19 protein-coding genes and 3 tRNA genes are annotated in these 23,987 nt (G+C 60.4%); all 22 read right to left on the reverse strand.

Going from position 1 to position 23,987, the window contains the following annotated elements; translation table 11 throughout:
- Window positions 1-193: 193 nt before the first annotated feature.
- Window positions 194-2,617 carry a TonB-dependent receptor gene (locus ACQ4OB_RS10675; protein WP_074875255.1) on the reverse strand — a complete coding sequence of 808 codons (2,424 nt, stop codon included), beginning with the start codon at window positions 2,615-2,617 and terminating at the stop codon, window positions 194-196.
- 67 nt (window positions 2,618-2,684) lie between these two features.
- Complete coding sequence (locus tag ACQ4OB_RS10680; protein WP_430955658.1) at window positions 2,685-3,635, reverse strand: FecR domain-containing protein; 951 nt, start codon at window positions 3,633-3,635, stop codon at window positions 2,685-2,687.
- Window positions 3,632-4,141, reverse strand: a complete 510-nt coding sequence (locus ACQ4OB_RS10685) for a sigma-70 family RNA polymerase sigma factor (protein ID WP_008145604.1) — start codon at window positions 4,139-4,141, stop codon at window positions 3,632-3,634. The genes ACQ4OB_RS10680 and ACQ4OB_RS10685 overlap by 4 nt, the downstream gene beginning before the upstream one ends.
- A 393-nt stretch (window positions 4,142-4,534) precedes the next feature.
- Window positions 4,535-4,611 (reverse strand) — tRNA-Asp (locus ACQ4OB_RS10690).
- Between the two features lie 93 nt (window positions 4,612-4,704).
- Window positions 4,705-4,781 (reverse strand) — tRNA-Asp (locus tag ACQ4OB_RS10695).
- Window positions 4,782-4,836: 55 nt separating this feature from the next.
- Window positions 4,837-4,912: transfer RNA gene (locus tag ACQ4OB_RS10700), tRNA-Val, on the reverse strand.
- Between the two features lie 159 nt (window positions 4,913-5,071).
- Window positions 5,072-5,848, reverse strand: a complete 777-nt coding sequence (locus ACQ4OB_RS10705; protein ID WP_430955659.1) for an SDR family oxidoreductase — start codon at window positions 5,846-5,848, stop codon at window positions 5,072-5,074.
- Window positions 5,845-7,056, reverse strand: a complete 1,212-nt coding sequence (locus ACQ4OB_RS10710; RefSeq protein WP_430955660.1) for an O-succinylhomoserine sulfhydrylase — start codon at window positions 7,054-7,056, stop codon at window positions 5,845-5,847. The genes ACQ4OB_RS10705 and ACQ4OB_RS10710 overlap by 4 nt, the downstream gene beginning before the upstream one ends.
- Window positions 7,057-7,121: 65 nt before the next feature.
- Window positions 7,122-8,627 carry an amidophosphoribosyltransferase gene (purF, locus tag ACQ4OB_RS10715; protein ID WP_007905939.1) on the reverse strand — a complete coding sequence of 502 codons (1,506 nt, stop codon included), beginning with the start codon at window positions 8,625-8,627 and terminating at the stop codon, window positions 7,122-7,124.
- Window positions 8,628-8,668: 41 nt separating this feature from the next.
- Window positions 8,669-9,229, reverse strand: a complete 561-nt coding sequence (locus ACQ4OB_RS10720; protein ID WP_074875247.1) for a CvpA family protein — start codon at window positions 9,227-9,229, stop codon at window positions 8,669-8,671.
- Window positions 9,230-9,520: 291 nt separating this feature from the next.
- Window positions 9,521-10,192, reverse strand: a complete 672-nt coding sequence (locus ACQ4OB_RS10725; RefSeq protein WP_074875245.1) for an SPOR domain-containing protein — start codon at window positions 10,190-10,192, stop codon at window positions 9,521-9,523.
- Window positions 10,176-11,483, reverse strand: a complete 1,308-nt coding sequence (gene folC, locus ACQ4OB_RS10730; RefSeq protein ID WP_074875243.1) for a bifunctional tetrahydrofolate synthase/dihydrofolate synthase — start codon at window positions 11,481-11,483, stop codon at window positions 10,176-10,178. Before folC ends, ACQ4OB_RS10725 begins: the two co-directional genes overlap by 17 nt.
- On the reverse strand, window positions 11,480-12,400 hold the full coding sequence (gene accD / locus ACQ4OB_RS10735; protein WP_430955661.1) for an acetyl-CoA carboxylase, carboxyltransferase subunit beta: 921 nt from the start codon (window positions 12,398-12,400) through the stop codon (window positions 11,480-11,482). Before accD ends, folC begins: the two co-directional genes overlap by 4 nt.
- A gap of 182 nt (window positions 12,401-12,582) precedes the next feature.
- Window positions 12,583-13,203: a phosphoribosylanthranilate isomerase gene (locus ACQ4OB_RS10740; RefSeq protein WP_430955662.1), complete on the reverse strand. Its 621-nt coding sequence runs from the start codon at window positions 13,201-13,203 to the stop codon at window positions 12,583-12,585.
- Between the two features lie 63 nt (window positions 13,204-13,266).
- A complete protein-coding gene (gene truA / locus ACQ4OB_RS10745; protein ID WP_430955663.1) occupies window positions 13,267-14,121 on the reverse strand; it encodes a tRNA pseudouridine(38-40) synthase TruA in 855 nt (284 codons plus the stop codon).
- Window positions 14,122-14,319: 198 nt separating this feature from the next.
- Entirely contained in the window at window positions 14,320-17,175 is a 2,856-nt protein-coding gene (locus ACQ4OB_RS10750) for a FimV/HubP family polar landmark protein (protein WP_430955664.1), read from the reverse strand.
- 207 nt (window positions 17,176-17,382) lie between these two features.
- Window positions 17,383-18,393, reverse strand: a complete 1,011-nt coding sequence (locus ACQ4OB_RS10755) for an aspartate-semialdehyde dehydrogenase (RefSeq protein ID WP_430955665.1) — start codon at window positions 18,391-18,393, stop codon at window positions 17,383-17,385.
- A gap of 166 nt (window positions 18,394-18,559) precedes the next feature.
- The gene (gene asd / locus ACQ4OB_RS10760; RefSeq protein WP_102615226.1) at window positions 18,560-19,672 is read right to left on the reverse strand and encodes an aspartate-semialdehyde dehydrogenase; all 1,113 of its coding nucleotides are present in this window, start codon (window positions 19,670-19,672) and stop codon (window positions 18,560-18,562) included.
- A 68-nt stretch (window positions 19,673-19,740) separates the two neighbouring features.
- Window positions 19,741-20,823: a 3-isopropylmalate dehydrogenase gene (gene leuB, locus ACQ4OB_RS10765; RefSeq protein WP_074875232.1), complete on the reverse strand. Its 1,083-nt coding sequence runs from the start codon at window positions 20,821-20,823 to the stop codon at window positions 19,741-19,743.
- Between the two features lie 61 nt (window positions 20,824-20,884).
- The gene (locus ACQ4OB_RS10770; protein WP_074875230.1) at window positions 20,885-21,649 is read right to left on the reverse strand and encodes a class I SAM-dependent methyltransferase; all 765 of its coding nucleotides are present in this window, start codon (window positions 21,647-21,649) and stop codon (window positions 20,885-20,887) included.
- A 137-nt stretch (window positions 21,650-21,786) separates the two neighbouring features.
- Window positions 21,787-22,431: a 3-isopropylmalate dehydratase small subunit gene (gene leuD / locus ACQ4OB_RS10775; RefSeq protein WP_074875228.1), complete on the reverse strand. Its 645-nt coding sequence runs from the start codon at window positions 22,429-22,431 to the stop codon at window positions 21,787-21,789.
- A 10-nt stretch (window positions 22,432-22,441) separates the two neighbouring features.
- Window positions 22,442-23,860 carry a 3-isopropylmalate dehydratase large subunit gene (gene leuC, locus ACQ4OB_RS10780; protein ID WP_074875226.1) on the reverse strand — a complete coding sequence of 473 codons (1,419 nt, stop codon included), beginning with the start codon at window positions 23,858-23,860 and terminating at the stop codon, window positions 22,442-22,444.
- Between the last annotated feature and the right edge of the window lie 127 nt (window positions 23,861-23,987).

Raw genomic sequence — 23,987 nt, forward strand, 5'->3', positions numbered from 1 at the left:
GAAGTGCCATTGTCTGGCCATGATCTTGTAATGTTACTGACAACTTATATATAGGCTATCGACAAATAGCGACTTATACGCAAGTGTCTTGATTGTTCATTAACTGAGGGTGTGCATATGTCCTTCCTCTATACGAATCAGGTCATGGTCCAACAATGGCGCCCCGCTCCCTGGGGCGCATGACACGGGTGAATCAGAAGTCGACGGTCGCCGAAAGCAGGTAGGTGCGCGGGGTCGACAGCGTCAAGCCAGGCTCGCTGTCATCCGAGGCTCCGGCCGAACTCCAGTAGCGCTTGTCCGCCACGTTCTCGACATTGGCACGCAGGGTGATGTTCTTTTCCTCGACCTTGAACGCATAGCGTGCGCCCACGTCGAAACGCTCCCAGGAGTCGATTTCCTTGTTGTTGGACTGGTCCAGGTACTGCGAACTGGAATAGATGCCGCGGCTGGTCAGGGTCAGGCCCTGTACAGTCGGCACGTCCCACTCGGCGCCCAGGTTGACGTTGTATTTCGGTGTGGCCGGGGCCCGGTTGCCGTCGAAGGTGCCATTGGTGGTGTCATTCAACTCGCTGTCGATGTACATGACGCCGCCGAGCAGGCGGAAGCCATCGAGTGGCTCACCGAACATACTCAGTTCCACACCCGTGTTCTCACGCTTGCCGTTGGGGCCGAAGACGCGGGTCGTGGCGTTGGTCTCGTAGGCCGGCTGCTTGATGCGGAACACGGCGGCGGTGACGGCGAACGCACCGGCGTCGTACTTGGCACCGACTTCGACCTGGCGGCTGATGAACGGCGGGAAGATCTGGTCCTCGTTAATCGAGGTCGACGGCGCGATCTTGCCTTGGCTCAGGCCTTCCATGTAGTTGGCATACAGCGACAGCTTGTCGGTTGCCTTGAACAGGATGCCGCCCGACGGCGAAACCTTTTCCTCGTCGTAAGCGGTATCGCCTCTGACGTTATCGGTCCAGTCGTCAACCTTCACGCGCTGCCAGCGGGCGCCGAGGGTCAGCAGCAAGCGGTCATCGAAGAAACCCAGGGTGTCGGACAACGCCACGCCGGTGGACCGGTTCTCGGTATAGACCTCCGAATCCTGTCGCGTGGGCCTGCCAGGCGTTGGTGTTTCAACGGGGTTATAAATGTTGCTGTTGCCCGCGGCATAACGGGCGCCGCCATTTTCGAAGTCCATGTAGTAATAGCTGGCGGCCAGGTTGACTTCATGGCTTACCGGGCCGGTACGGAACCAGTTGCGCACACCCGCCGTGGCCGTGCGGACATTTTCGTCACGGGTGAAGTCACGGGGTAGAACGCTGAAATTGCCGGCGTCGTTGATGACTGAAACGGCATGTCGGAGGAATTCATGGTTACTTTTGCGCGCGCCCACGCCGCCGTACAACATGACGGAGTCGTTGACATCGAATTCAGCGTTCACCGTGCCGAACGTGTCGTTGGTGCTCGCCTTGCTCCAGGGCTGCGCATAGTTGCGTCGCACATCGCTGGCATGCGGCACCTGCGCGTTAGGGCCAACCTGTACGCGCTCCTGCGGTGCGTCGGTATCCCGCTCGGTGCGCCCAATGTCTGTCGAGAGTCGCAGGCGTTCACCGCGAAAATCCAGGCCCAGCACGGCCATCTCGCGGTCGACATTCTGGTGATCCCATTCGGTGTCGCCGGACTGCTTCACGCCGTTGAAACGAAGACCGAACTTGTTGTCTTCACCAAAGCGCCGGCCGACATCCACGGCACCACCGACCTGGCTGTCGGAAGCGTACATACCGGTAAACGAAGTGATAGGTTTGTCGGTCGCGCGCTTGGGCACCACGTTGATCCCGCCGCCCACGCTGCCCCGCGGCGAGATGCCGTTGATCAGCTGGGTCGGGCCCTTGATGACATCGACGCGGTCAGCCATCTCCATGTCGATCGTATAGGTCGGCAGCACGCCGTAGAGGCCGTTGTAGGAAACATCACTGTTGAACAGGCTCAACCCTCGAATGGTGAACTGCTCATAGCGCCCACCCGCCGGGTTGGTGACACGAACCGAAGGATCGCTGGCGATCAGGTCGCCCAAGGTACGCGCCTGCTGGTTTTTGACCACCTCGCTGGTGTAGGTGGTCATGCTGAACGGCGTTTCCATAAAGTCTTTCGAGCCCAGCAAGCCTTGCGACCCGCGACGCGCGACCTGGCCGCCGACATACGGATCACCGTGCTCCGAGTCAGTGGCACCGACAATCGAGGTGGCGCCCAGTTGCAGGCTGCCGCCTTCTGGCGCCGGGGTCAGGATGTACGCCTCTTCACCCACTGGCTGCAGTTGCAGACCGGAACCCTGCAACAGTCGGGCAAAGCCCTCCTCGACCGCATACTCGCCGGAAAGACCAGGGCTGGTGCGACTGCCCACCAGCGCCGGGTCCACCGACAGATTGACCCCGGCCAGACCGGCGAAACGGGTCAGCGCTGCACTGAGGCTTCCTGCCGGCACCTGGTAACTGCGTCGAGGCGCGTCTTCGGCCCAACCGGCAGTGATGAACAACGGACAGGCACTCAGACTCAGCATCAGACTCAAGTGCAACAACGGGCGCAACCTGGAAGAACCCAGACGCGAATTGCAGGGCATCACTACGGGCATTGAGAATCTCTCTGATTTCGTTTCACTTGCCTTGAATGACAAGCGACGCGAAAAAAGGGGACAAGCTTCAGACATTATTTTTACGCGGCAGTAACGTGACCCAGTAACGGGTTCGTCTCTGCACTTCCAGCGGCAAGCTGGCGGCCAGCAACGTCAGGATGCGATCGGTGTCGTCCAGACGGAAACTGCCGGTGACGCGCAGGGATTCGAGCTCCGGTTCCCAGCGCAACAATCCCGGCCGATGGGTGCTGAGTTCGCGCAGAAAATCGCCCAGGGGCTGGTTCTGCGCCATCAACACGCCGTCGCGCCAGCCTGGAGCAAGCACATCGAAAGGTTCGGTGCGCCCCGCCCCCATCGCCTGAAGGCTGACTTGCTGACCTGCACGCAATGAAAAGACCGGTCCGCGCAACGGCTGCAATTGCACCGCGCCTTTAAGCACCGACACCTTGCACCCCGTCTGCCCCTGGCGAACGCACACTTCGCTCTGACTGACGACCACTTGCCCGAAGTGCGTCTGGATCGTCAGTGGCGATGTGCCGGGCACCTTCAGCGCTATTTCGCCTTCCACAAGTGTCAGTCGCCGATTCTTCAGGTCGATATCGACGGCACTCGCGGTATTCAATTGCAGCGAGCTGCCATCGGCCAACTGGACTTTTTTGCCCTCCCCGGTCGCGGTTCGCAGGTCAGCGCGCCAGACATCCAGAGGTAGCTGCCGGCTGATCAGCCAGACAGTTGGCACAAGCGCCACCGCCCCCACGGCGCGCTTGAGCACCGTGCGCCGACTCGTCTGCGGCCGATCCAGGCTGGCCATGGCCAGTGCCGACGGCAGGTCGGCAAAGCGTTGACGCAAGAGCTGGGCTTTCTGCCAGGCTTGTTCGTGACTAGGGTGGCTGTCACGCCAGTGCTGCAGATTGGCACGATCGCGCTCGTTGGCGGCGCCTGATTCCATGAGTGCCAGCCATTGAGCGGCGGCCCGCACCACTTGCCGGGCTTCAGCCGAAGGTGGCGAACCGATCACAATTCCACCAGCAGGCAATGCTCGTAGGCTTGGGCCATGTAGCGCTTGATCGTGCGCTCCGAGACTTGCAGGCGTTCCGCAATCTCGTGATAACCCAAACCCTCCAACTGGCTCCAGAGAAACGCCCGTCGCACCGCGGTCGGCAATCCATCGAGCAATTCATCCAGGGCTTGCAGGGTTTCCAGCAGCAACCAGCGTTGCTCGGGAGACGGCACGCAATCCTCAGGCAGCAGCGCCAGCGCACTGAGGTAGGCCTGTTCGAGGCTGCGGCGCTTATAGAAGTTGGTGAGCAGTCGCTTGCCGACGGTCGCCAGATAGGCGCGGGGTTCTTGCAGGTCAGCGATGTGCTGGGAGCTGGCGAGTAAACGCACGAACGTATCCTGGCTCAAGTCCGCCGCATCATGGCCATTGCTCATGCGTCGTCTCAACCAGCTTTCGAGCCAGCCACGATGGTCGCGGTACAGGTCGTGAAAGGTTTGCGCCGCCGGCATCGCTGCATCACTCATCTAAAGGAACCCTGCGCGAAGAAATATTTTAAATGCGACTCATTCTAATTAGTGTTGATACTTCAAACCAAGCCCTTTATGCGTTTTGCCCCCAGGAAAAACTTGAATACGTGAATGAAAGACAGGGGTTTCTGCCACGCAGCCACCGGTTAGTCAGGGCTGGGCGTTTATGGCGGGATATCGTCGAGAGGAGGAAGAATTAGACACGCGGCGGCATTTGGCTGGCAGATGCAAATGCCCTTGGTTGCGAAGACAAGGAGAAAAGCCAAATCGCAGGCACAAAAAACCCCGGTCTTTCGACCAGGGTCTTTGCTATCGACTCGAAGTAGGCACTGGCTTTAGCAGTAACTTTCTTCGTAGCTCCAAGGCGTTCAGTGGGCCTTGAGGCAGATATGGCGCAGCGGACGGGACTCGAACCCGCGACCCCCGGCGTGACAGGCCGGTATTCTAACCGACTGAACTACCGCTGCGTATCGCTTTGGACTTGCGTCCAAGTAACTCGTCTGACTGAAAGCTTCGAGGCTTTCAATCTCGAACCAGAATAAACCCTGACTCGGAAAATATGGCGCAGCGGACGGGACTCGAACCCGCGACCCCCGGCGTGACAGGCCGGTATTCTAACCGACTGAACTACCGCTGCGCGTCGGTGGAGGCTTTTAAAAGCTTCCATCTTGCTTTCGCAAGACTCTCGGAAGTGGTGGGTGATGACGGGATCGAACCGCCGACATTCTGCTTGTAAGGCAGACGCTCTCCCAGCTGAGCTAATCACCCGTTTGCATCTCCGAGGCCGCGAAATTTACGCAGGTACCGAAGCTAAGTCAATACCCCGCTTGAAGTTTTTCTGAAAAAGACAAAATCATGTCATTTCCCGCAGCGCTGCCAATGGCGGTCTGCAACCTCAAGACGCCGCTGTCGCGGCCCCTGCCCGAATTACTCGCTGTAAATCATCTTCTTGGTCATGCCGCCATCGACCACGAACTCCTGGCCCGTGACGAAACCGGCGTTCTTCGACAACAGCCAGGCGACCATCGCTGCCACGTCCTCGACCGTCCCTACCCTGCCCGCCGGATGCTGGGCATGATCGGCATCGCTCAGCGGTTCGGCACGGCGCGCAGAGGGATCTCGCGCATCGATCCAGCCGGGGCTGACCGCGTTGACGCGAATTTCCGGCCCGAGGCTGATGGCCAAGGCATGTGTCAGGGCCAACAGGCCGCCCTTGCTCGCCGCGTAAGCCTCGGTGTCGGGTTCCGACTGCCCGGCGCGGGTCGAGGCCAGGTTGACGATCGCGCCGCTGTGAGCGCGCAGATACGGCGCACAGTGCTTGGCCAACAGCATCGGCCCACTGAGATTCACCGCCAGCACCCGATTCCAGTAAGCCAGATCGAGGCTTTCAAGGGTGATGTTGTGCGGATCGGCAACCGCCGCGTTGCACACCAGCGCATCCAGACGCCCAAACTGCCCCAGCACCTCCGCGACGCCCAATGCCACCTGCCCTTCGTTCGAGACGTCCATGGCGATGAACCAGGCGTTGTCGCCGAGCACCTTCGCCACTTTCGAACCGCGCACTCGATCAAGATCAGTCAGCACCACCTGCCAGCCTTCGCTGATCAGCCAGGCCGAGATCCCCAGACCTATGCCCCGCGCAGCACCCGTGACCAGTGCAACGCGGCCATTGGTGCCGGTACCCGGTGCGGACAACTCGATCACAAGGCAGCCAACCCGCGCGCCAGATCGGCTTGCAGGTCGGTCACGTCTTCCAGACCGACCGCGATGCGGATCAGGCTGTCACGGATGCCCGCGGCTTCACGCTCTTGCGGCGCCAGACGGCCGTGAGAGGTGGTGCTTGGGTGGGTAATGGTGGTTTTGCTGTCACCGAGGTTGGCGGTGATGGAAATCAGACGGGTCGCGTCGATAAAGCGCCAGGCGCCCTCTTTGCCGCCCTTGACCTCGAAACTCACGACCGCACCGAAGCCTTTCTGCTGACGCAGGGCCAACTCGTGCTGCGGATGGCTTTTGAGACCGGCGTAATGGACTTTTTCGATGCCCTCCTGCTGCTCCAGCCATTCGGCCAGTTGCTGGGCATTGGCACAGTGAGCCTTCATGCGCAGGCTCAGTGTTTCCAGGCCCTTGAGGAAGATCCAGGCGTTGAACGGGCTCAGGGTCGGCCCGGCAGTGCGCAGGAAACCGACGACTTCTTTCATCTGTTCGCTGCGACCGGCCACAACACCGCCCATGCAACGGCCCTGGCCGTCGATGAACTTGGTCGCCGAGTGCACGACGATGTCCGCGCCCATCTTCAGCGGCTGCTGCAATGCCGGGGTGCAGAAGCAGTTGTCGACCACCAGCATCGTGCCTTTGGCATGAGCGATTTTCGACAGCTCGGCGATGTCCACCAACTCCGCCAGCGGGTTGGAGGGCGATTCGACGAACAGCAATTTAGTATTGGCCTTGATCGCCGCATCCCAGCCGGACAAATCCGCCAGAGGCACGTAATCGACTTCAATGCCAAAGCGTTTGAAGTACTTCTCGAACAGGCTGATGGTCGAACCGAACACGCTGCGCGATACCAGAACGTGATCGCCGGCACTGCACAGGCTCATCACCACCGCCATGATCGCGGCCATGCCGGTCGCCGTGGCCACGGCTTGCTCGGCGCTTTCCAGCGCGGCAATGCGCTCTTCGAACGCACGCACGGTCGGGTTGGTGTAGCGCGAGTAAACGTTGCCCGGCACTTCACCGGCAAAACGTGCGGCTGCGTCGGCGGCAGTACGGAATACGTAGCTGGAAGTGAAGAACATCGGATCACCGTGTTCGCCTTCCGGCGTGCGGTGCTGACCGGCGCGTACGGCCAGGGTATCGAACGCTACGCCTTCGAGGTCGCTGTCCAGCCGACCGGCATCCCAATCCTGACTCATGCTGTCACTCCTTGCCTTGCTCTTTTTAGTAGATACAAAACCGGCCCCTCAGGGCCGGTAGTTACTTAGTTGTTATACAGATCAATGATCGCACTGACTGCCTGCGTCTTGACCTTGGAGGCATCGTTACGGGCCTGCTCGATCTTGTTCAGGTAAGCCTCGTCGACGTCGCCGGTGACGTACTGGCCGTCGAACACCGCGCAATCGAACTTCTCGATCTTGATCTTGCCGCCACCGACCGCTTCGATCAAGTCAGGCAAGTCCTGATAGATCAACCAGTCAGCGCCGATCAGATCAGCCACGTCCTGGGTCGAACGGTTGTGCGCGATCAACTCGTGAGCGCTCGGCATGTCGATGCCGTAGACGTTCGGATAACGAACGGCCGGTGCCGCGGAGCAGAAATAGACGTTCTTGGCGCCGGCTTCGCGGGCCATCTGGATGATCTGCTTGCAGGTGGTGCCACGAACGATGGAGTCGTCCACCAGCATCACGTTCTTGCCGCGGAATTCCAGCTCGATGGCGTTGAGCTTCTGGCGTACGGACTTTTTCCGTGCAGCCTGGCCCGGCATGATGAAGGTCCGGCCGATGTAGCGGTTCTTCACGAAGCCTTCGCGGAACTTGACGCCCAAGTGGTTCGCCAGCTCCAGGGCCGCGGTGCGGCTGGTGTCCGGAATCGGGATGACCACGTCGATGTCGTGATCCGGACGCTCGCGCAGAATCTTCTCGGCGAGTTTCTCACCCATGCGCAGACGTGCCTTATAGACCGACACGCCGTCGATGATCGAGTCCGGACGCGCCAGATAAACGTGTTCAAAGATGCACGGGGTCAGGGACGGGTTGGTCGCGCACTGACGGGTGTGCAGCTTGCCGTCTTCAGTGATGTAGACCGCTTCGCCCGGTGCCAGGTCGCGAATCAGGGTGAAACCGAGTACGTCCAGCGAAACGCTTTCGGAGGCGATCATGTACTCGACGCCTTCGTCGGTGTGACGCTGACCGAAGACGATCGGACGGATGCCGTGCGGGTCGCGGAAACCGACGATGCCGTAACCGGTCACCATCGCCACGACCGCGTAACCACCGACGCAACGGTTGTGCACGTCAGTTACAGCGGCGAACACGTCTTCTTCGGTTGGCTGCAACTTGCCGCGCTGGGCCAGTTCGTGTGCGAACACGTTGAGCAGCACTTCCGAATCGGAATTGGTGTTGACGTGGCGCAGGTCAGATTCGTAAATCTCCTTGGCCAGCTGTTCAACGTTGGTCAGGTTACCGTTGTGCGCCAGAGTGATGCCGTAAGGCGAGTTGACGTAAAACGGTTGGGCTTCGGCCGAAGTCGAACTGCCCGCGGTCGGGTAACGCACATGGCCAATGCCCATGTGGCCGACCAGGCGCTGCATGTGACGCTGATGGAACACGTCACGCACCAGGCCATTGTCCTTGCGCAGGAATAACCGGCCATCATGGCTGGTCACGATACCGGCAGCGTCCTGGCCGCGGTGCTGGAGGACGGTTAGCGCGTCATACAGCGCCTGATTGACGTTCGACTTACCGACGATACCGACGATGCCACACATGCGACGCAACCCCTACTTAATGGATCTGAACTGAACACAACTCACTGAGGCGTTTTGGCCATCGGCAAGAGGTGCTCCTTGAACGGTATCTCAGCGGGTACGCTGATACCACTGGCAAGCCACTGACTGCTCCACCCGAGAATCAGGTTTTTGGACCAGTCTGCAACCAATAGAAATTTTGGCACGAGCTGTGACTCTTGCCACCACCCGTCCTGCTGTACCGGCCCCAGGCTCAACAGCCCGACCGCCACGACCACCAGCAACACGCCACGCGCGGCACCGAAGGCCATGCCGAGGAATCGATCGGTCCCGGATAGCCCGGTGACGCGAACCAATTCGCCGATAAGATAATTGATCATCGCGCCTACGATTAACGTGGCGACAAACATGATGGCACAGCCCGTGATCACACGGGCCGACGGCGTTTGGATGTATCCGGCGAGGTACTCGGACAATGAACCACCGAACATCCAGGCGACGACTCCTGCGATGATCCAGGTCACCAGCGACAGTGCTTCTTTGACGAAGCCGCGGCTCAGACTGATCAATGCGGAGATGGCGACGATTGCAACGATCGCCCAGTCAACCCAGGTAAATGGCACAGTGCAGCCTACAGACGGATAAGGCGGCGCATTTTAGCAGAGCGCATGGCTATCGGTAAGCTGCGATTGTCAGTGCATTTCAAATCGACGCGATAGTTTTAGCCCCTATCGAGCTGCACTCGTCCTTGTAGCAGCTGGCGAAGCCTGCGTCCGGCTGCGCAGCAGCCGTAAAATCGGGCAATTCGGTCTATCCGGCATACCGTGCAAGCAGGGTTTACGGCTGCTTCGCAGACCGGACGCAGCCTCGCGGGGCTCGACAGCTGCTACATCGAGCCGGGGATTGGCGTTTCGTTAGCCACGCTCAGGCTGGAAACGCACCACAAAACCCTTGAGGTTCTGCTGGCGGCTCAACAAGTCACGCAGACGATCGGCTTCCGCCCGCTCGATCAGCGGCCCGACAAACACCCGATTCTTGCCATCGGCAGTTCGAATGTAGGCGTTGTAACCCTGGCTGCGCAGGGATTTCTGCAGGCTTTCTGCACTGGCACGGCTCGACAGGCTGGCCAGTTGCACCGACCAACTGACCGACAGGCCATTGGCATCGACGCGGCTTTGAGTCGTGTCCGGCTTGCCCGGTGCAGCCGTGATGGGCTGGCCAGGTGCAACCGTTGGCTTGTTCGCCGGAGCCGGCGCTGGCGCCACAGTTGGCGCGACCGGTTTGGCGGCAGGCGCAGGCGTCACCGGTACAGTCGGGGCAATCGCTGTCGACGGTGCTTCTTGCTGAGCGATTTCTTCATCACTCGGCACAGGTTCCTGAGGCAGCGCTTGCGGTTCAGGCACCGCCACCGGCTCGACCTGAACTTGCGGCACCACCGGCGCTTGCGGCGCAGCCGGGGCTTCGACCGTCACTTGACGCTGTTCATCCTGGCGGGAAAACAGCATCGGCAGGAAAATCACCGCCAGCGCCACCAGAACCAGGGCGCCGACCATGCGCTGTTTGTATGCCTTATCCAGCAATGCCATTTGCCGCTTCCTCCGTGGAGCGCCGGGACAACCATTCGAGGGCCTCGGCGACACAATAAAATGATCCGAACAACAGAATCTCGTCGTCGCTCGTTGCCAGCGCGCATTGCCCTTCCAGGGCGGCCGCCACGCTGTCATAAGATGTTACCGAGGCGCCAAGGTTATGCAACGCTGCGTGCAAATCGGCAACCGGGCGTGCTCGCGGCGAATCCAGCGGCGCGACGGCCCAATGCTGGACACTAGCACTCAATTCACCGACGACACCATCCAGATCCTTGTCTGCCAACAGTCCGAACACTGCCAAACGCTTGCCGGCCGGTGCACGGCTGGCCAGACGACGAGCCAGATACTCTGCCGCATGGGGGTTATGCCCCACATCCAGCAACAGGTTCAGGCGCTTGCCCTGCCAGTCGAACTGACGGCGATCGAGGCGACCGACCACCCGAGTGGCTTTCAGCGCTTCAATAATGTGTGCATCCACCCAAGGCAACCCGAGCAACAGGTAAGCCTGCAACGCCAGCGCGGCGTTTTCCATCGGCAGATCGAGCAACGGCAGATCATGCAGCTCGACAGCACGCCCTTGAGCGTCAAGACCGCGCCATTGCCAGTTGTGATCGGTGATACCGAGGTCGAAATCGCGCCCACGCAGGAAAAACGGGCAATTGAGCTCGCGCGCTTTATCCAGCAGGGGTTGTGGAGGATTCAGGTCGCCACACAGCGCAGGCGCGCTCTGGCGGAAGATGCCGGCCTTTTCGAACGCGACGGATTCACGGGTATCGCCCAGATAGTCCGCGTGATCCACACCGATGCTGGTGACCAGCGCCATATCGGCGTCGACCACATTGACCGTGTCCAGACGACCGCCCAACCCGACTTCCAGCACCACCGCATCGAGACTGGCGTGTTGAAACAGCCAGAACGCCGCCAGGGTGCCCATTTCGAAGTACGTCAGGGAAGTGTCGCCACGACCGGCCTCGACCGCAGCAAAGGCTTCGCACAGCTCGGCGTCAGTGGCTTCGATGCCATTGACCTGCACCCGCTCGTTGTAACGCAGCAGATGCGGAGAATTGTAGACACCGACGTTCAGACCCTGCGCCCGCAGCAACGAAGCCACGAATGCGCAGGTAGAACCTTTGCCGTTGGTGCCGGTGACCGTGATCACCCGAGGCGCCGGCTTGCCCAGTCCCATGCGGGACGCTACCTGCTGCGAGCGCTCCAGGCCCATGTCGATGGCCGAAGGGTGCAACTGCTCAAGGTAGGCGAGCCACTCGCCAAGGGTACGTTCGATCATAGGTTGGCGGGCACCGGTGGGACCACGATTGGCTCGATTGGCGCCGCGACGAATTGCGGTGTCGGCAGACCCATCATTTGTGCCAGCAGATTGCCCAGACGCGGACGCAGTTCCTGGCGGTGAATAATCATGTCGATCGCACCGTGCTCCAGCAGGAACTCACTGCGCTGGAAACCTTCCGGCAGTTTTTCGCGAACGGTCTGCTCGATAACGCGCGGACCGGCGAAGCCGATCAGGGCTTTGGGCTCACCGACAATCACGTCGCCGAGCATCGCCAGACTGGCGGAAACACCGCCGTAGACCGGGTCGGTCAGTACGGAGATGAACGGAATGCCTTCTTCACGCAGACGCGCCAGCACCGCAGAGGTCTTGGCCATTTGCATCAGGGAGATCAGGGCTTCCTGCATCCGCGCACCGCCGGAAGCGGAGAAGCAGATCATCGGGCAACGGTTTTCCAGCGCGTAGTTGGCGGCGCGAACAAAACGCTCGCCAACGATGGCGCCCATCGAGCCACCCATGAAGGAAAATTCGAAGGCCGACACCACGACCGGCATGCCCAGCAAGGTGCCGCTCATGGAGATCAGGGCGTCTTTTTCGCCGGTCTGCTTCTGCGCAGCGGTCAGGCGATCCTTGTACTTCTTGCCGTCGCGAAACTTCAGACGGTCAACCGGCTCCAGGTCCGCGCCCAGTTCGGCACGGCCTTCAGCGTCGAGGAAGATATCGATGCGGGCGCGTGCGCCGATACGCATGTGGTGGTTGCACTTGGGGCAAACGTCCAGGGTCTTTTCCAGCTCCGGACGATACAGCACAGCCTCGCAAGACGGGCATTTGTGCCACAGACCTTCAGGCACCGAGCTCTTCTTGACCTCGGAACGCATGATCGAAGGGATCAGTTTGTCTACTAACCAGTTGCTCATGCTTTCTTTCTCCAGTACCGGCGGCCCGAACGCTCTGGTTCGCAGCCCCGCGTATGCCCTTGAGCTAAATTCATATGTGTGGCGATGATCGATGGGTTGCCGGGTCAGTGAAGCGTGACCTGCGTACACCCCAAAAACCCTCAGCCATGCCTGTGGACGGCGGCAGTGTGCCAGCCGTCACATCAGCTTCCGCGTACCGCTTTAATGAATGCCTGAATCTTTGCGTGATCCTTGATGCCCTTGCTCGCCTCCACCCCGCCGCTGACGTCCACGGCATATGGCCGAACCCTTGCAATCGCTTCGGCGACGTTGTCCGGCGTCAAGCCACCCGCCAGGATGATCGGTTTGCTTAAGCCTTGCGGTATCAGAGACCAGTCAAACACTTCACCGGTTCCGCCGGGCACGCCTTCAACGTAGGCGTCGAGCAGGATACCGCTGGCGCCTGGAAACGCATCGCAGGCGGCCGCGATGTCATCACCGGCCTTGACCCGCAGCGCCTTGATGTACGGACGGTGCCAGCCTTCGCACTCCGCCGCGGTTTCATCGCCATGGAACTGCAACAGGTCCAGCGGCACGGCGTCGAGGATTTCTCCCAACTCGCAGCGGCTGGCGTTGACGAACAACCCGACAGTGGTCACGAACGGCGGCAACGCCTCGATGATCGAGCGCGCCTGCTGAAACGTCACGGCCCGAGGGCTTTTGGCATAGAACACGAAACCGATCGCATCAGCCCCGGCCTCAACCGCCGCCAACGCATCTTCCATGCGGGTAATCCCACAAATCTTGCTGCGAACGGCCGACATGTCGATAGAACCCCAAGGTAAATCCGAGAAAGTCCCGGATGGTAACAAAAGCGTTCGAGGGCGTCAGCCGTCAAGTTCCGAGAAACCGGTCAGGAAGTGCGGCCCGATGTAACGCTCGGGCAATTCGAACTCGTCGCGGTACTCGACCTGCACCAGGTACAGGCCGTACGGGTGCGCCGTCACCCCACCGGAACGACGAATACGACTCTCCAGCACTTCTTTCATCCACTCCACAGGACGCTCGCCAGCACCGATGGTCATCAGCACGCCAGCAATGTTGCGCACCATGTGATGCAGGAAGGCGCTGGCGCGGATGTCCAGCACGATCATCTTGCCGTGGCGCGTGACGCGCAGGTGATGCAGCTCCTTGATCGGCGACTTGGCCTGACACTGGCCGGCACGGAACGCGCTGAAATCGTGGGTGCCGACCAGGTACTGCGCGGCGTCGGCCATGCGCTCGACGTCCAGCGGACGGTGATTCCAGGTGATTTCTTCGTTCAGGTGCGCCGGACGGATCTGGTCGTTGTAGATCACGTAGCGATAGCGCCGGGCAATAGCCTTGAACCGCGCATGAAAATGCGCCGGCATGACCTTGGCCCAGCTGACACTAACGTCGTGAGGCAAATTGATATTGGCGCCCATGACCCAGGCTTTCATCGAACGCTCGACCTGAGTATCGAAATGCACCACCTGACCGCACGCATGCACGCCGGCATCCGTACGTCCGGCGCAGAGCAGTGACACCGGTGAGTCGGCGACTTTGGACAAGGCCTTTTCAAGCGTCTCCTGCACGGTGAGTACACCGGAGGCCTGACGCTGCCAGCCGCGATAGCGCGAGCCTTTGTATTCAACGCCCAACGCGATCCGGAAAAAGCCCTCGGCCGCCAGTTCGGCGGCCGGATTATCTATATTTGCCAAGGAGTGACAGCCTGCTGATGTACGCAAAGGCGGGCATTATAAGGCTGTCAGGCAGGGACGCCAGAGGCGTATGTTTTTTGTGGCCTGACGTGTCGGGGTTGATCGTTCCCACGCAGAGCGTGGGAACGGGCTGTCGTGGACTGAAACAAAAACGGCAGCCTCAATGGGCTGCCGTTTTGTTTACGCCTTACCGATCAATCAAGCCAGACGCGAAAGCATTTCGTTGGCTTCGCTCTTCTGACCTGCATCCCCCTCTGTCACCACTTCATTGAGGATGTCCCGGGCGCCGTCGGCGTCGCCCATGTCGATGTAGGCTTGGGCCAGATCGAGTTTGGTCGCCACTTCGTCGGTGCCGGAAAGGAAATCGAATTCCGGCTCGTCGGCGGCGGAGGCCATGGCATCTTCCGCGGTGAAACTCGGCTCGCCAAGACTCTGGGACAGGCGATCGAGCTCGGCGTTGACGTCTTCCAGTTCGGCTGCAAACGCGTCCGGAGCGTCTGGCGCATCCATTTCGTCAGCCAGCGACAGGTCGAAATCGGCTGGCAGCTCCAGATCGTCCAGCGCAGCTGCAGGAACAGCCGGCGCTTCAGCGACAGGCAAGTCCAGGTCCTTGACGCCGTCATCCAGGCTCAACAGGAAGTCGTCTTCGGCCAGGGTCGCCGGCGAGGCATCCCCACCAAGATCCATATCCAGGTCGAAGTCCGACAGGTCATCGAGGTTTTCCTTGATGTCGGTCTGCTGCTGCAACACCGACTCGAAGCTCAGGTCGTCGTCCAGCGGGAATTCGTCCAGATCTGCCGCAGCCACTGGTGCCGGTACAACCACTGCCGGCGAGGCAGTTTCCAGATCATCCAGGCTCAAATCGAAGGCACTGTCGAGATCATCGAGTTCAGGTTCAGGTTTTTCTGGCGCTGGTTCAGGTGCTGGTTCGGGTGCTGGTTCGGGTGCAACCTCTGCCGCCGAGGCCGTTTCCAGATCATCCAGGCTCAAATCGAAAGCACTGTCGAGATCATCGAGTTCTGGTTCTGGTTCTGGTTCTGGTTCTGGCTCTGATGCAACCCCTGCCGCCGAGGCAGTTTCCAGATCATCCAGGCTCAAATCGAAAGCATTGTCGAAGTCATCGGGCACTGCCGGCGCCGGCGCTTCTGGCTCGTCCAGCAGTAGATCCTTGACGTATTGCGCGTCCAGTTCGGCAGCGATCGCAGCGGCTGCGATACCACCGGCTGCCGCAACGGCCATGGCCGGGAAGCGGCTCTTGAGTTTTTCGACCTGAGCAAAGTTGTCGCCATTGGCCACCAGTTGGCGTTCCTGGGCAACGAATGCATCGCGGTCACCCTGCTGACCGTAGACTTCCATCAGCTTGAGGCGCAAGTCGCTGCGTTGCGGCTCTTGCTTGATCCCGTCTTCCAGCAAGGCGGCCGCCTGATTCAGACGACCGGCAGTGATGTGCGACTGCGCCTTGCTCAATACATCGTCATTGCGCTCGCCAGCAGGCGAAACCAATGGCGCAGCGATCGGCGGCGTCACCACAACCGGAGCAAACACCGGCGCGGGTGCAGGGGCTGGTGCAGGCGGCGGCGTTGGCGCGGTAGCGAGCTTCACGCTCGGCGGCGGCACTTCCAGGTCATCAAAGATGCCTTTTGGCAGGTCGAGTTCAGCGGAGAACGCCTGCTCCTCGGCCAAATCACGGGCCATGCGCAAATGCTTTTCGGCTTCTTGCTGGGCTTTGCGGCGACGCGCCAGCAACAGCAGCAGGAACAGCGCCACCACGGCGGCGCCCCCTGCCAGACCCAGCAGCCACGGATTGGTCAGCAGCTCTTTGAATTGCTGATCGTCAGAGGCTGCCGGCGTTGGCTCGACAGGCTTCTCGGCTGGAGGCGCAGCGTCCTGGGGAGCAGCCGCTTCTGGCGCAGGTGCAGGCGCTGCATCAGGATTGGCTGCGAGCTCGGCTGACATTGCCGGAGCGGTCGCATCGGATGCCGGCGTACCCGCCGCGCCTTCAGCCTGCAACTTGGCCAGTTGATTGTTCTTCAGCTCGATCAGGCGTTGCAGCTTGTCTAGCTGACTTTGCAGATCGGTCATGCGGCTTTTCAGTTCGGCGTTGTCACGACGGGTCGTGTCGAGGCTTTCCTGGGTCACGGCCAGCTTGTTGCTCAAATTCTTGGCATCACCCGCAGCGCCTTTGCCACCCGCCTTGCCGGCCTCGGCAGAGACCAGGCTCAGCTTGTCTGTCGCTGTTTGCGACGAAGGGCCTTCACCGCGAGCGCGTTTGGTGGCATCGAGCTGCTGCTGTCCGGTCCCGGGCTTCGCCACGTAGCGACGCCCCTGACGCCACGCAGTGTTCTGCGCGGAGACTTCGGCAATGGCTTTCGGTTGCGGCAGGCTGGTGCTCTGTGCCTGATCGGGCAGACGCAGCACCTGACCGGCTTTCAACCGGTTGATGTTGCCGTCGATAAAGGCATCCGGATTTAACGCCTGGATGGCCAGCATGGTTTGCTGGACCGAGCCGCCATTGCCCGTCTTTTCGGCGATTTCCCACAGGGTATCGCGCGGCGCGGTGGTGTATTGGGAGGGTTTGGTGCCACCGGTCACCGGAGCGGTGACGGTTTGCGTCGGAGCAGGTTGCGCAGCCGCATCAGCGGTTTGCGGCGAGAACTTGGACGGATCGAGCAGCACGCTGTAATCGCGCAGCAGGCGACCGTTGGGCCACATCACCTGAACCAGGAATTTCACCATGGGTTCAGAGAGCGGCTTGCTGGATGTCACACGCAAGATGCTTTTACCGCTGGCGTTGAGCACCGGGGTAAAGGTCAGGTCATTGAGAAAGGCCTGGCGATCAACGCCGGCCTTGGCGAAATCTTCGGGCGAAGCCAGGCTCGGCACCACTTCGGCAGCGGTGAGTTCCTTGACGTCGAGCAACTCGATTTCTGCCACCAGGGGTTGGTTCAGCGTCGACTTCAGGGTCAATTCCCCGAGCCCGAGGGCATGCGCCATACCGGAGGACAGCGCCGAGGCGGCCGCTATTGCTAACACCAGTTTGCGAACTTGAACCATAGCCTCATCCTTTGTTTGAACATTCCTCGGCCAGCGAGAAGGTGTTGATAGTCGCTGCCGTAAGGCATTGCGCGCGGCGGCGAAGAGTCATCGCGCGCGATCATTTCATTCATGCCACGCAAAACCCCGCAGGGAGCCCGCCTTCAGCAGTCCAGCCAAGCATAGCGCCCGACTGGATTCATTCGACAAATTGTTGCCAAGTATCTTTTACAGCAGGCCTTTTATCAACAATTCAGCCACCTGCACAGCATTGAGCGCTGCGCCTTTGCGTACGTTATCTGACGTCAGCCACAAATTAAGTTCCGACAGGTCGTCGATCCCGTGGCGAACCCGACCAACGTAAACCACGTCCTGCCCTACCGCATCGCCTACCGGCGTCGGGTAATCACCGGCTTCCACCAGCTCTATACCGGGCGCGTCTTCCAGGGCAGCGCTGACTTTTGCCAGGTCGATGTCGCTCGATGACTGCAAGGTCACGTTAAAGCTATCGCCAAAAAACACCGGGGCTTGAATGCAAGTCACGGAAATCTTTAATAAAGGCAGCGCCATGACCTGACGCAGCTCGCGTACCAGGCGTTTTTCCAGCAGCGTGTGACCCTGTTCATCAGGCTTGCCCACTTGCGCCAGCAGGTTGAAGGCCATCTGCCGATCAAAGAACGTCGGCTCCAGCGGACGCACATTCAGCAGCTCGGCTGTTTGCCGCGCCAGCTCGGTGACGGCTTCGCGGCCCTGGGCGGAGACGGCCAGGCTGGCGGTCAAATTGATCCGTTGCAGATCGAGCAAACCGAGCAACGGCGCCAGCACGACCGCCAATGTGGTGGCCGAAGGGCTTGGACTGCTGACCTGGAACGGCTTTTTCAAACCGGCCAGCACCTGCGCGTTGGCTTCAGGCACGACTTGTGGCGCCTGATCAGCCGGCAAGGCGCCGGACAAGTCGATCAACGAACAACCGGCGGCGGTGGCACGCGAGGCGAAACTCAGGGTTACCGCCGGGCCGGCAGCGAAGAACACCAGCTGGACTTTGCTGAAGTCGAACTCATCGACCTCCCTCACCCGCACGTTCTTGCCGCGAAACGGCACCGAATGCCCGGCGGATTCGCTGCTGGCGAGCAGGTGCAGATTGCCGACCGGGAAGTCGCGCTCTTCGAGAATCTGCACGAGCGTTTCGCCGACAGTACCGGTGGCGCCGATCACGGCAATATCAAAGGACTGGTTCATGGATCTACCTCTGGCGAAACGGGGGGAGCGGCACTTTACCGGGTGGTTGGCATGCAGGCAATTCACGCCCACCCCGATCGCTCCCACACTCTGCGTGGGAACGATCGGCAGGAACAAAAAACCCGCACCTCTTTCAAGGCACGGGTTCCTTTATGACTTCAACCGATCAACGCTCAAGCAGGATCCGCAGCATGCGACGCAGCGGTTCGGCCGCGCCCCACAGCAGTTGGTCGCCGACGGTGAACGCGCCGACGTACTGCGTGCCCATGTTCAGCTTGCGCAGACGGCCAACCGGCACGTTCAGGGTACCGGTGACCTTTGTAGGGCTCAGCTCCTGCATGCTGATTTCGCGGTTGTTCGGCACCAGTTTGACCCAAGGGTTGTGCTGGCTGATCAACCCTTCGATGTCAGCGATCGGCACGTCTTTGTTCAGCTTGATGGTCAGCGCCTGGCTGTGGCAGCGCATGGCGCCGATGCGCACGCAGATGCCGTCCACCGGGATCGGGCTCTTGAAGCGACCGAGGATCTTGTTGGTCTCGGCCTGGGCTTTCCACTCTTCGCGGCTCTGACCGTTCGGCAGTTCCTTGTCGATCCACGGGATCAGGCTGCCGGCCAGCGGTACGCCGAAGTTCTCGGTCGGGTACGCGTCGCTGCGCATGGCTTCGGCAACACGGCGGTCGATGTCGAGGATCGCGCTGGCCGGGTCGGCCAGTTGATCGGCGACAGCGGCGTGGGTCACACCCATTTGCTTGATCAGTTCACGCATGTGCTGCGCGCCGCCACCGGAGGCGGCCTGATAAGTCATGGCGCTCATCCACTCGACCAGACCCGCCTCGAACAGGCCCCCCAGGCCCATCAGCATCAGGCTGACGGTGCAGTTGCCGCCGATGTAGTTCTTGGTGCCCGCGTCGAGCTGCTGGTCGATGACCTTGCGGTTAACCGGGTCCAGGACGATGACCGCGTCATCCTGCATGCGCAGGCTGGAAGCGGCGTCGATCCAGTAACCCTGCCAGCCGGCTTCGCGCAGCTTCGGGAACACTTCGCTGGTGTAGTCGCCACCCTGGCAGGTCAGAATCACGTCGAGGGTTTTCAGCTCTTCAATGTTGTAAGCGTCCTTGAGCGGAGCAATGTCCTTACCCACGGACGGGCCTTGGCCACCGACATTGGAAGTGGTGAAAAACACCGGCTCGATAAGATCGAAATCCTGCTCTTCCAGCATCCGCTGCATGAGCACGGAACCGACCATACCGCGCCAACCGATCAGACCTACACGTTTCATCGCAACTACACCTTCTTCAAAAGTGGGCCGCTGCCTTCATGGTTGAAAGTTGCAGCGGGCCAAAGAGATTACAGATTCCGCAGCGCGGCGACTACTGCGTCGCCCATTTCCTGCGTACCGACTTTAGTGCAACCGGCCGACCAGATGTCGCCCGTACGCAGGCCCTGGTCCAATACCAGACTGACGGCCTGCTCGATGGCATCGGCCGCATCCTGCAGATTGAAGCTGTAACGCAGCATCATCGACACCGACAAAATGGTCGCCAACGGGTTGGCGATACCTTTGCCAGCGATGTCCGGCGCCGAACCGTGGCACGGCTCATACATGCCTTTGTTGTTGGTATCCAGGGACGCCGAGGGCAGCATGCCGATGGAACCGGTGAGCATCGACGCCTGGTCGGAAAGAATGTCGCCGAACAGGTTGTCGGTGACGATCACGTCGAACTGCTTTGGTGCGCGCACCAGCTGCATGGCGGCGTTGTCGACGTACATGTGGCTGAGTTCGACTTCCGGGTAATCCTTGGCCACTTGCTCGACGATTTCACGCCACAGTTGACTGGACGCTAACACGTTGGCCTTGTCTACCGAACACAGTTTCTTGTTACGAACCATGGCCATGTCGAAACCGACACGGGCGATACGGCGGATTTCGCTTTCGCTGTACGGCAGGGTGTCGTAAGCCTGACGCTCGCCGTTTTCCAGGGTGCGAACGCCACGTGGCGCGCCGAAGTAGATACCACCGGTCAGTTCACGGACGATCAGGATATCCAGGCCAGCCACGATTTCAGGCTTCAGGCTCGAAGCCTCGGCCAGTTGCGGGTACAGGATCGCCGGACGCAGGTTGCCGAACAGGCCCAGTTGCGCACGGATTTTCAGCAGGCCGCGCTCAGGGCGGATGTCACGCTCGATGGTGTCCCATTTCGGGCCGCCCACGGCGCCCAGCAATACAGCGTCAGCTGCGCGTGCACGGTCCAGGGTTTCGTCAGCCAGCGGCACGCCGTGCTTGTCGATGGCAGCGCCGCCGATCACGTCATGGCTCAGCTCGAAGCCCAGGCTGTACTTGTCGTTCGCCAGCTCCAGCACCTTGACCGCTTCGGCCATGATTTCCGGGCCAATACCGTCACCTGGGAGAATCAGAATCTGCTTGCTCATGCTTTCCTCATGTCATCAGTCGGTGCGCCCTGGGGCACACCCGGAAAAATTGGTTTGACGCTTACCTTTCAGCCATCAGTACCAACACATCGGTACTGAACGAGCCATCAGCCTCGATTTCAAAATATTCGCGTACTTCATTGCCCATCGATTGCTGCAGCTCGAGGATTGCCGCGCGCATCACTTCTGGGGTGCGCATGCGCTCGACCCAGGAGGTGTACTCCAGACGCAACCGTTGACGAGTGGTGCTGCGGGTATGCAACCCCGCTTCGCTGACCTGACGCAACCACTCACCGGCGGAATAATCGCGCACATGGCTGGTGTCGCGCAGCACTTCGACGCTTTGCAGGTAAGTGTCGAACAGCGGACTGCCCGGTGACAACACGTCGATGAACGCCGCCACGCCGCCCGGCTTCAGCACCCGGCGAACCTCTCGCAGGGCCAGGCCGAGATCGCTCCAATGGTGCGCCGAATAACGGCTGAAGACGAAATCGAATTCGCCATCGGCGAAGGGCAAGTGCTCGGCGGCGCCCAGCACGGTGGACACGTTGGTCAGGCCGCGATCAACGGCAGCACCGGCCACCACGTCGAGCATCTGCTGCGACAAATCGTAGGCCACCACTTCCTTGACCAGCGACGCCACGTGAAAACTCACGTGACCGGCGCCGCAGCCCAGGTCCAGCACTCGGGCATCGCCCTGCCCTGCCAGTTCAGCCTGTAGCAACGCAAATTCGGTGCCTTGAGCATGTACGGCGCTGCTCAGGTAGGCCGAGGCTTGTTCGCCGAATTGCTTTTGTACGACTTGGCTGTGGGCGGTGCTGGTCATCGTAATGTCCTGATATTTGTGTTGTCTGGGCTCCCGTCATCGCGAGCAAGCTCAGCTCCTACAGGGGATCTGTGGCACTCACATAACCTGTGGGAGCCGAGCTTGCTCGCGATGGCGTAATTACGCCTTACGCAGAATCAAACGTCGCGAAACAACCACGGCTGGCTCGCACGGTGTTTGGCTTCAAACGCCGCAATCGCTTCGTGATCCATCAATGTCAGACCGATATCGTCGAGGCCATTCACCAGGCAGTGTTTACGGAATTCGTCCAATTCGAATTTGTAGACCTTGCCATCCGGACGGGTCACGGTCTGGGCTTGCAGGTCGACCGTCAACTCGTAACCCGGATTGGCCTCGACTTGCTGGAACAACTCATCCACTTCAGCGTCGGTCAGAATGATCGGCAACAAGCCGTTCTTGAAGCTGTTGTTGTAGAAGATGTCGGCATAGCTCGGCGCAATGATGCTGCGAAAACCGTACTCTTCCAGCGCCCACGGCGCGTGTTCACGGCTGGAGCCGCAACCGAAGTTTTCGCGGGCCAGCAGCACGCTGGCGCCTTGATAACGCTCGGCGTTGAGCACGAAGTCCTTGTTCAGCGGACGCTTGGAGTTGTCCTGGTAGGCATAGCCCACGTCCAGGTAGCGCCATTCGTCGAACAGGTTCGGGCCAAAACCGGTGCGCTTGATCGACTTCAAGAACTGCTTCGGAATGATCTGGTCGGTGTCGACGTTGGCACGGTCCAATGGCGCGACCAAACCGGTGTGTTGGGTAAAAGCTCTCATGTGCGGTTCCTCAGATCAGTTCGCGAACGTCGATGAAACGACCGTGGACGGCAGCCGCCGCGGCCATGGCCGGGCTGACCAGGTGCGTACGGCCACCGGCGCCCTGACGCCCTTCGAAGTTGCGGTTGGAGGTCGAGGCGCAATGCTCGCCCGACTCCAAGCGGTCCGGGTTCATCGCCAGGCACATCGAGCAACCCGGTTCACGCCACTCGAAACCGGCTTCGAGGAAAATCTTGTCCAGGCCTTCGGCCTCGGCTTGCGCCTTCACCAGGCCCGAGCCCGGCACCACGATGGCTTGCTTGATGGTCGAAGCGACTTTACGGCCCTTGGCGATCACCGCCGCAGCGCGCAAGTCTTCGATCCGCGAGTTGGTGCAGGAACCGATGAACACGCGGTCCAGTTGAATGTCGGTGATCGCCTGATTGGCGCTCAAACCCATGTATTTCAAGGCGCGCTCGATGGAACCGCGCTTGACCAGGTCCATTTCCTTCGCCGGGTCCGGCACGTTCTGATCAACCGCCAAAACCATCTCGGGCGAAGTACCCCAGCTGACTTGCGGCTTGATCTGGGCAGCGTCGAGCTCGACGACGGTGTCGAACACGGCATCGGCGTCGGACACCAGGTCTTTCCAGGCTTCGACCGCCATGTCCCATTCCGCACCTTTCGGGGCAAATGGACGACCCTTGACGTAAGCCACGGTTTTTTCATCGGCAGCCACCAGGCCAACACGAGCGCCGGCTTCGATGGACATGTTGCAGATGGTCATGCGGCCTTCGACGGACAAATCGCGAATGGCGCTGCCGGCGAACTCGATGGCGTGGCCGTTACCGCCGGCAGTGCCGATCTTGCCGATGACGGCGAGCACGATGTCCTTGGCGGTCACGCCGAACGGCAATTTGCCTTCGACCGACACCAGCATGTTTTTCATTTTCTTGGCCACCAGGCATTGCGTGGCGAACACGTGCTCGACTTCGGAAGTGCCGATGCCGTGGGCCAATGCGCCAAACGCGCCGTGGGTCGAGGTGTGCGAGTCGCCGCAGACCACGGTCATGCCCGGCAAGGTGGCGCCCTGCTCCGGACCGATCACGTGAACGATGCCCTGACGCACGTCATTCATCTTGAATTCGGTGATGCCATATTCGTCGCAGTAGTCGTCGAGGGTCTGAACCTGCAAACGCGAGACCTGGTCGGTAATCGCTTCGATGCCGCCCTTGCGATCCGGGGTGGTCGGTACGTTGTGGTCCGGGGTCGCGATGATCGAGTCGACGCGCCAAGGCTTGCGCCCGGCCAGACGCAGGCCTTCGAAAGCTTGGGGCGAAGTCACTTCATGGATGATGTGGCGGTCGATATAGATCAGCGACGACCCATCGTCGCGCCGTTTCACTTCATGGGAATCCCAAAGCTTGTCGTAAAGCGTTTTGCCGGCCATCAGACGGTCCTCATCAGCGTATTTCTATGCCCTGGATTTTGAAAAACTCAATAACCCCTTGGCTTGTGAGGTCGATCCTAGGGGGTTACATTAAATAACTCAAATTCATATTTTTCATGCTTTGGAT

The sequence above is a fragment of the Pseudomonas sp. ES4 genome, from assembly GCF_050586665.1.
Classification (GTDB): Bacteria; Pseudomonadota; Gammaproteobacteria; order Pseudomonadales; family Pseudomonadaceae; genus Aquipseudomonas; species Aquipseudomonas frederiksbergensis.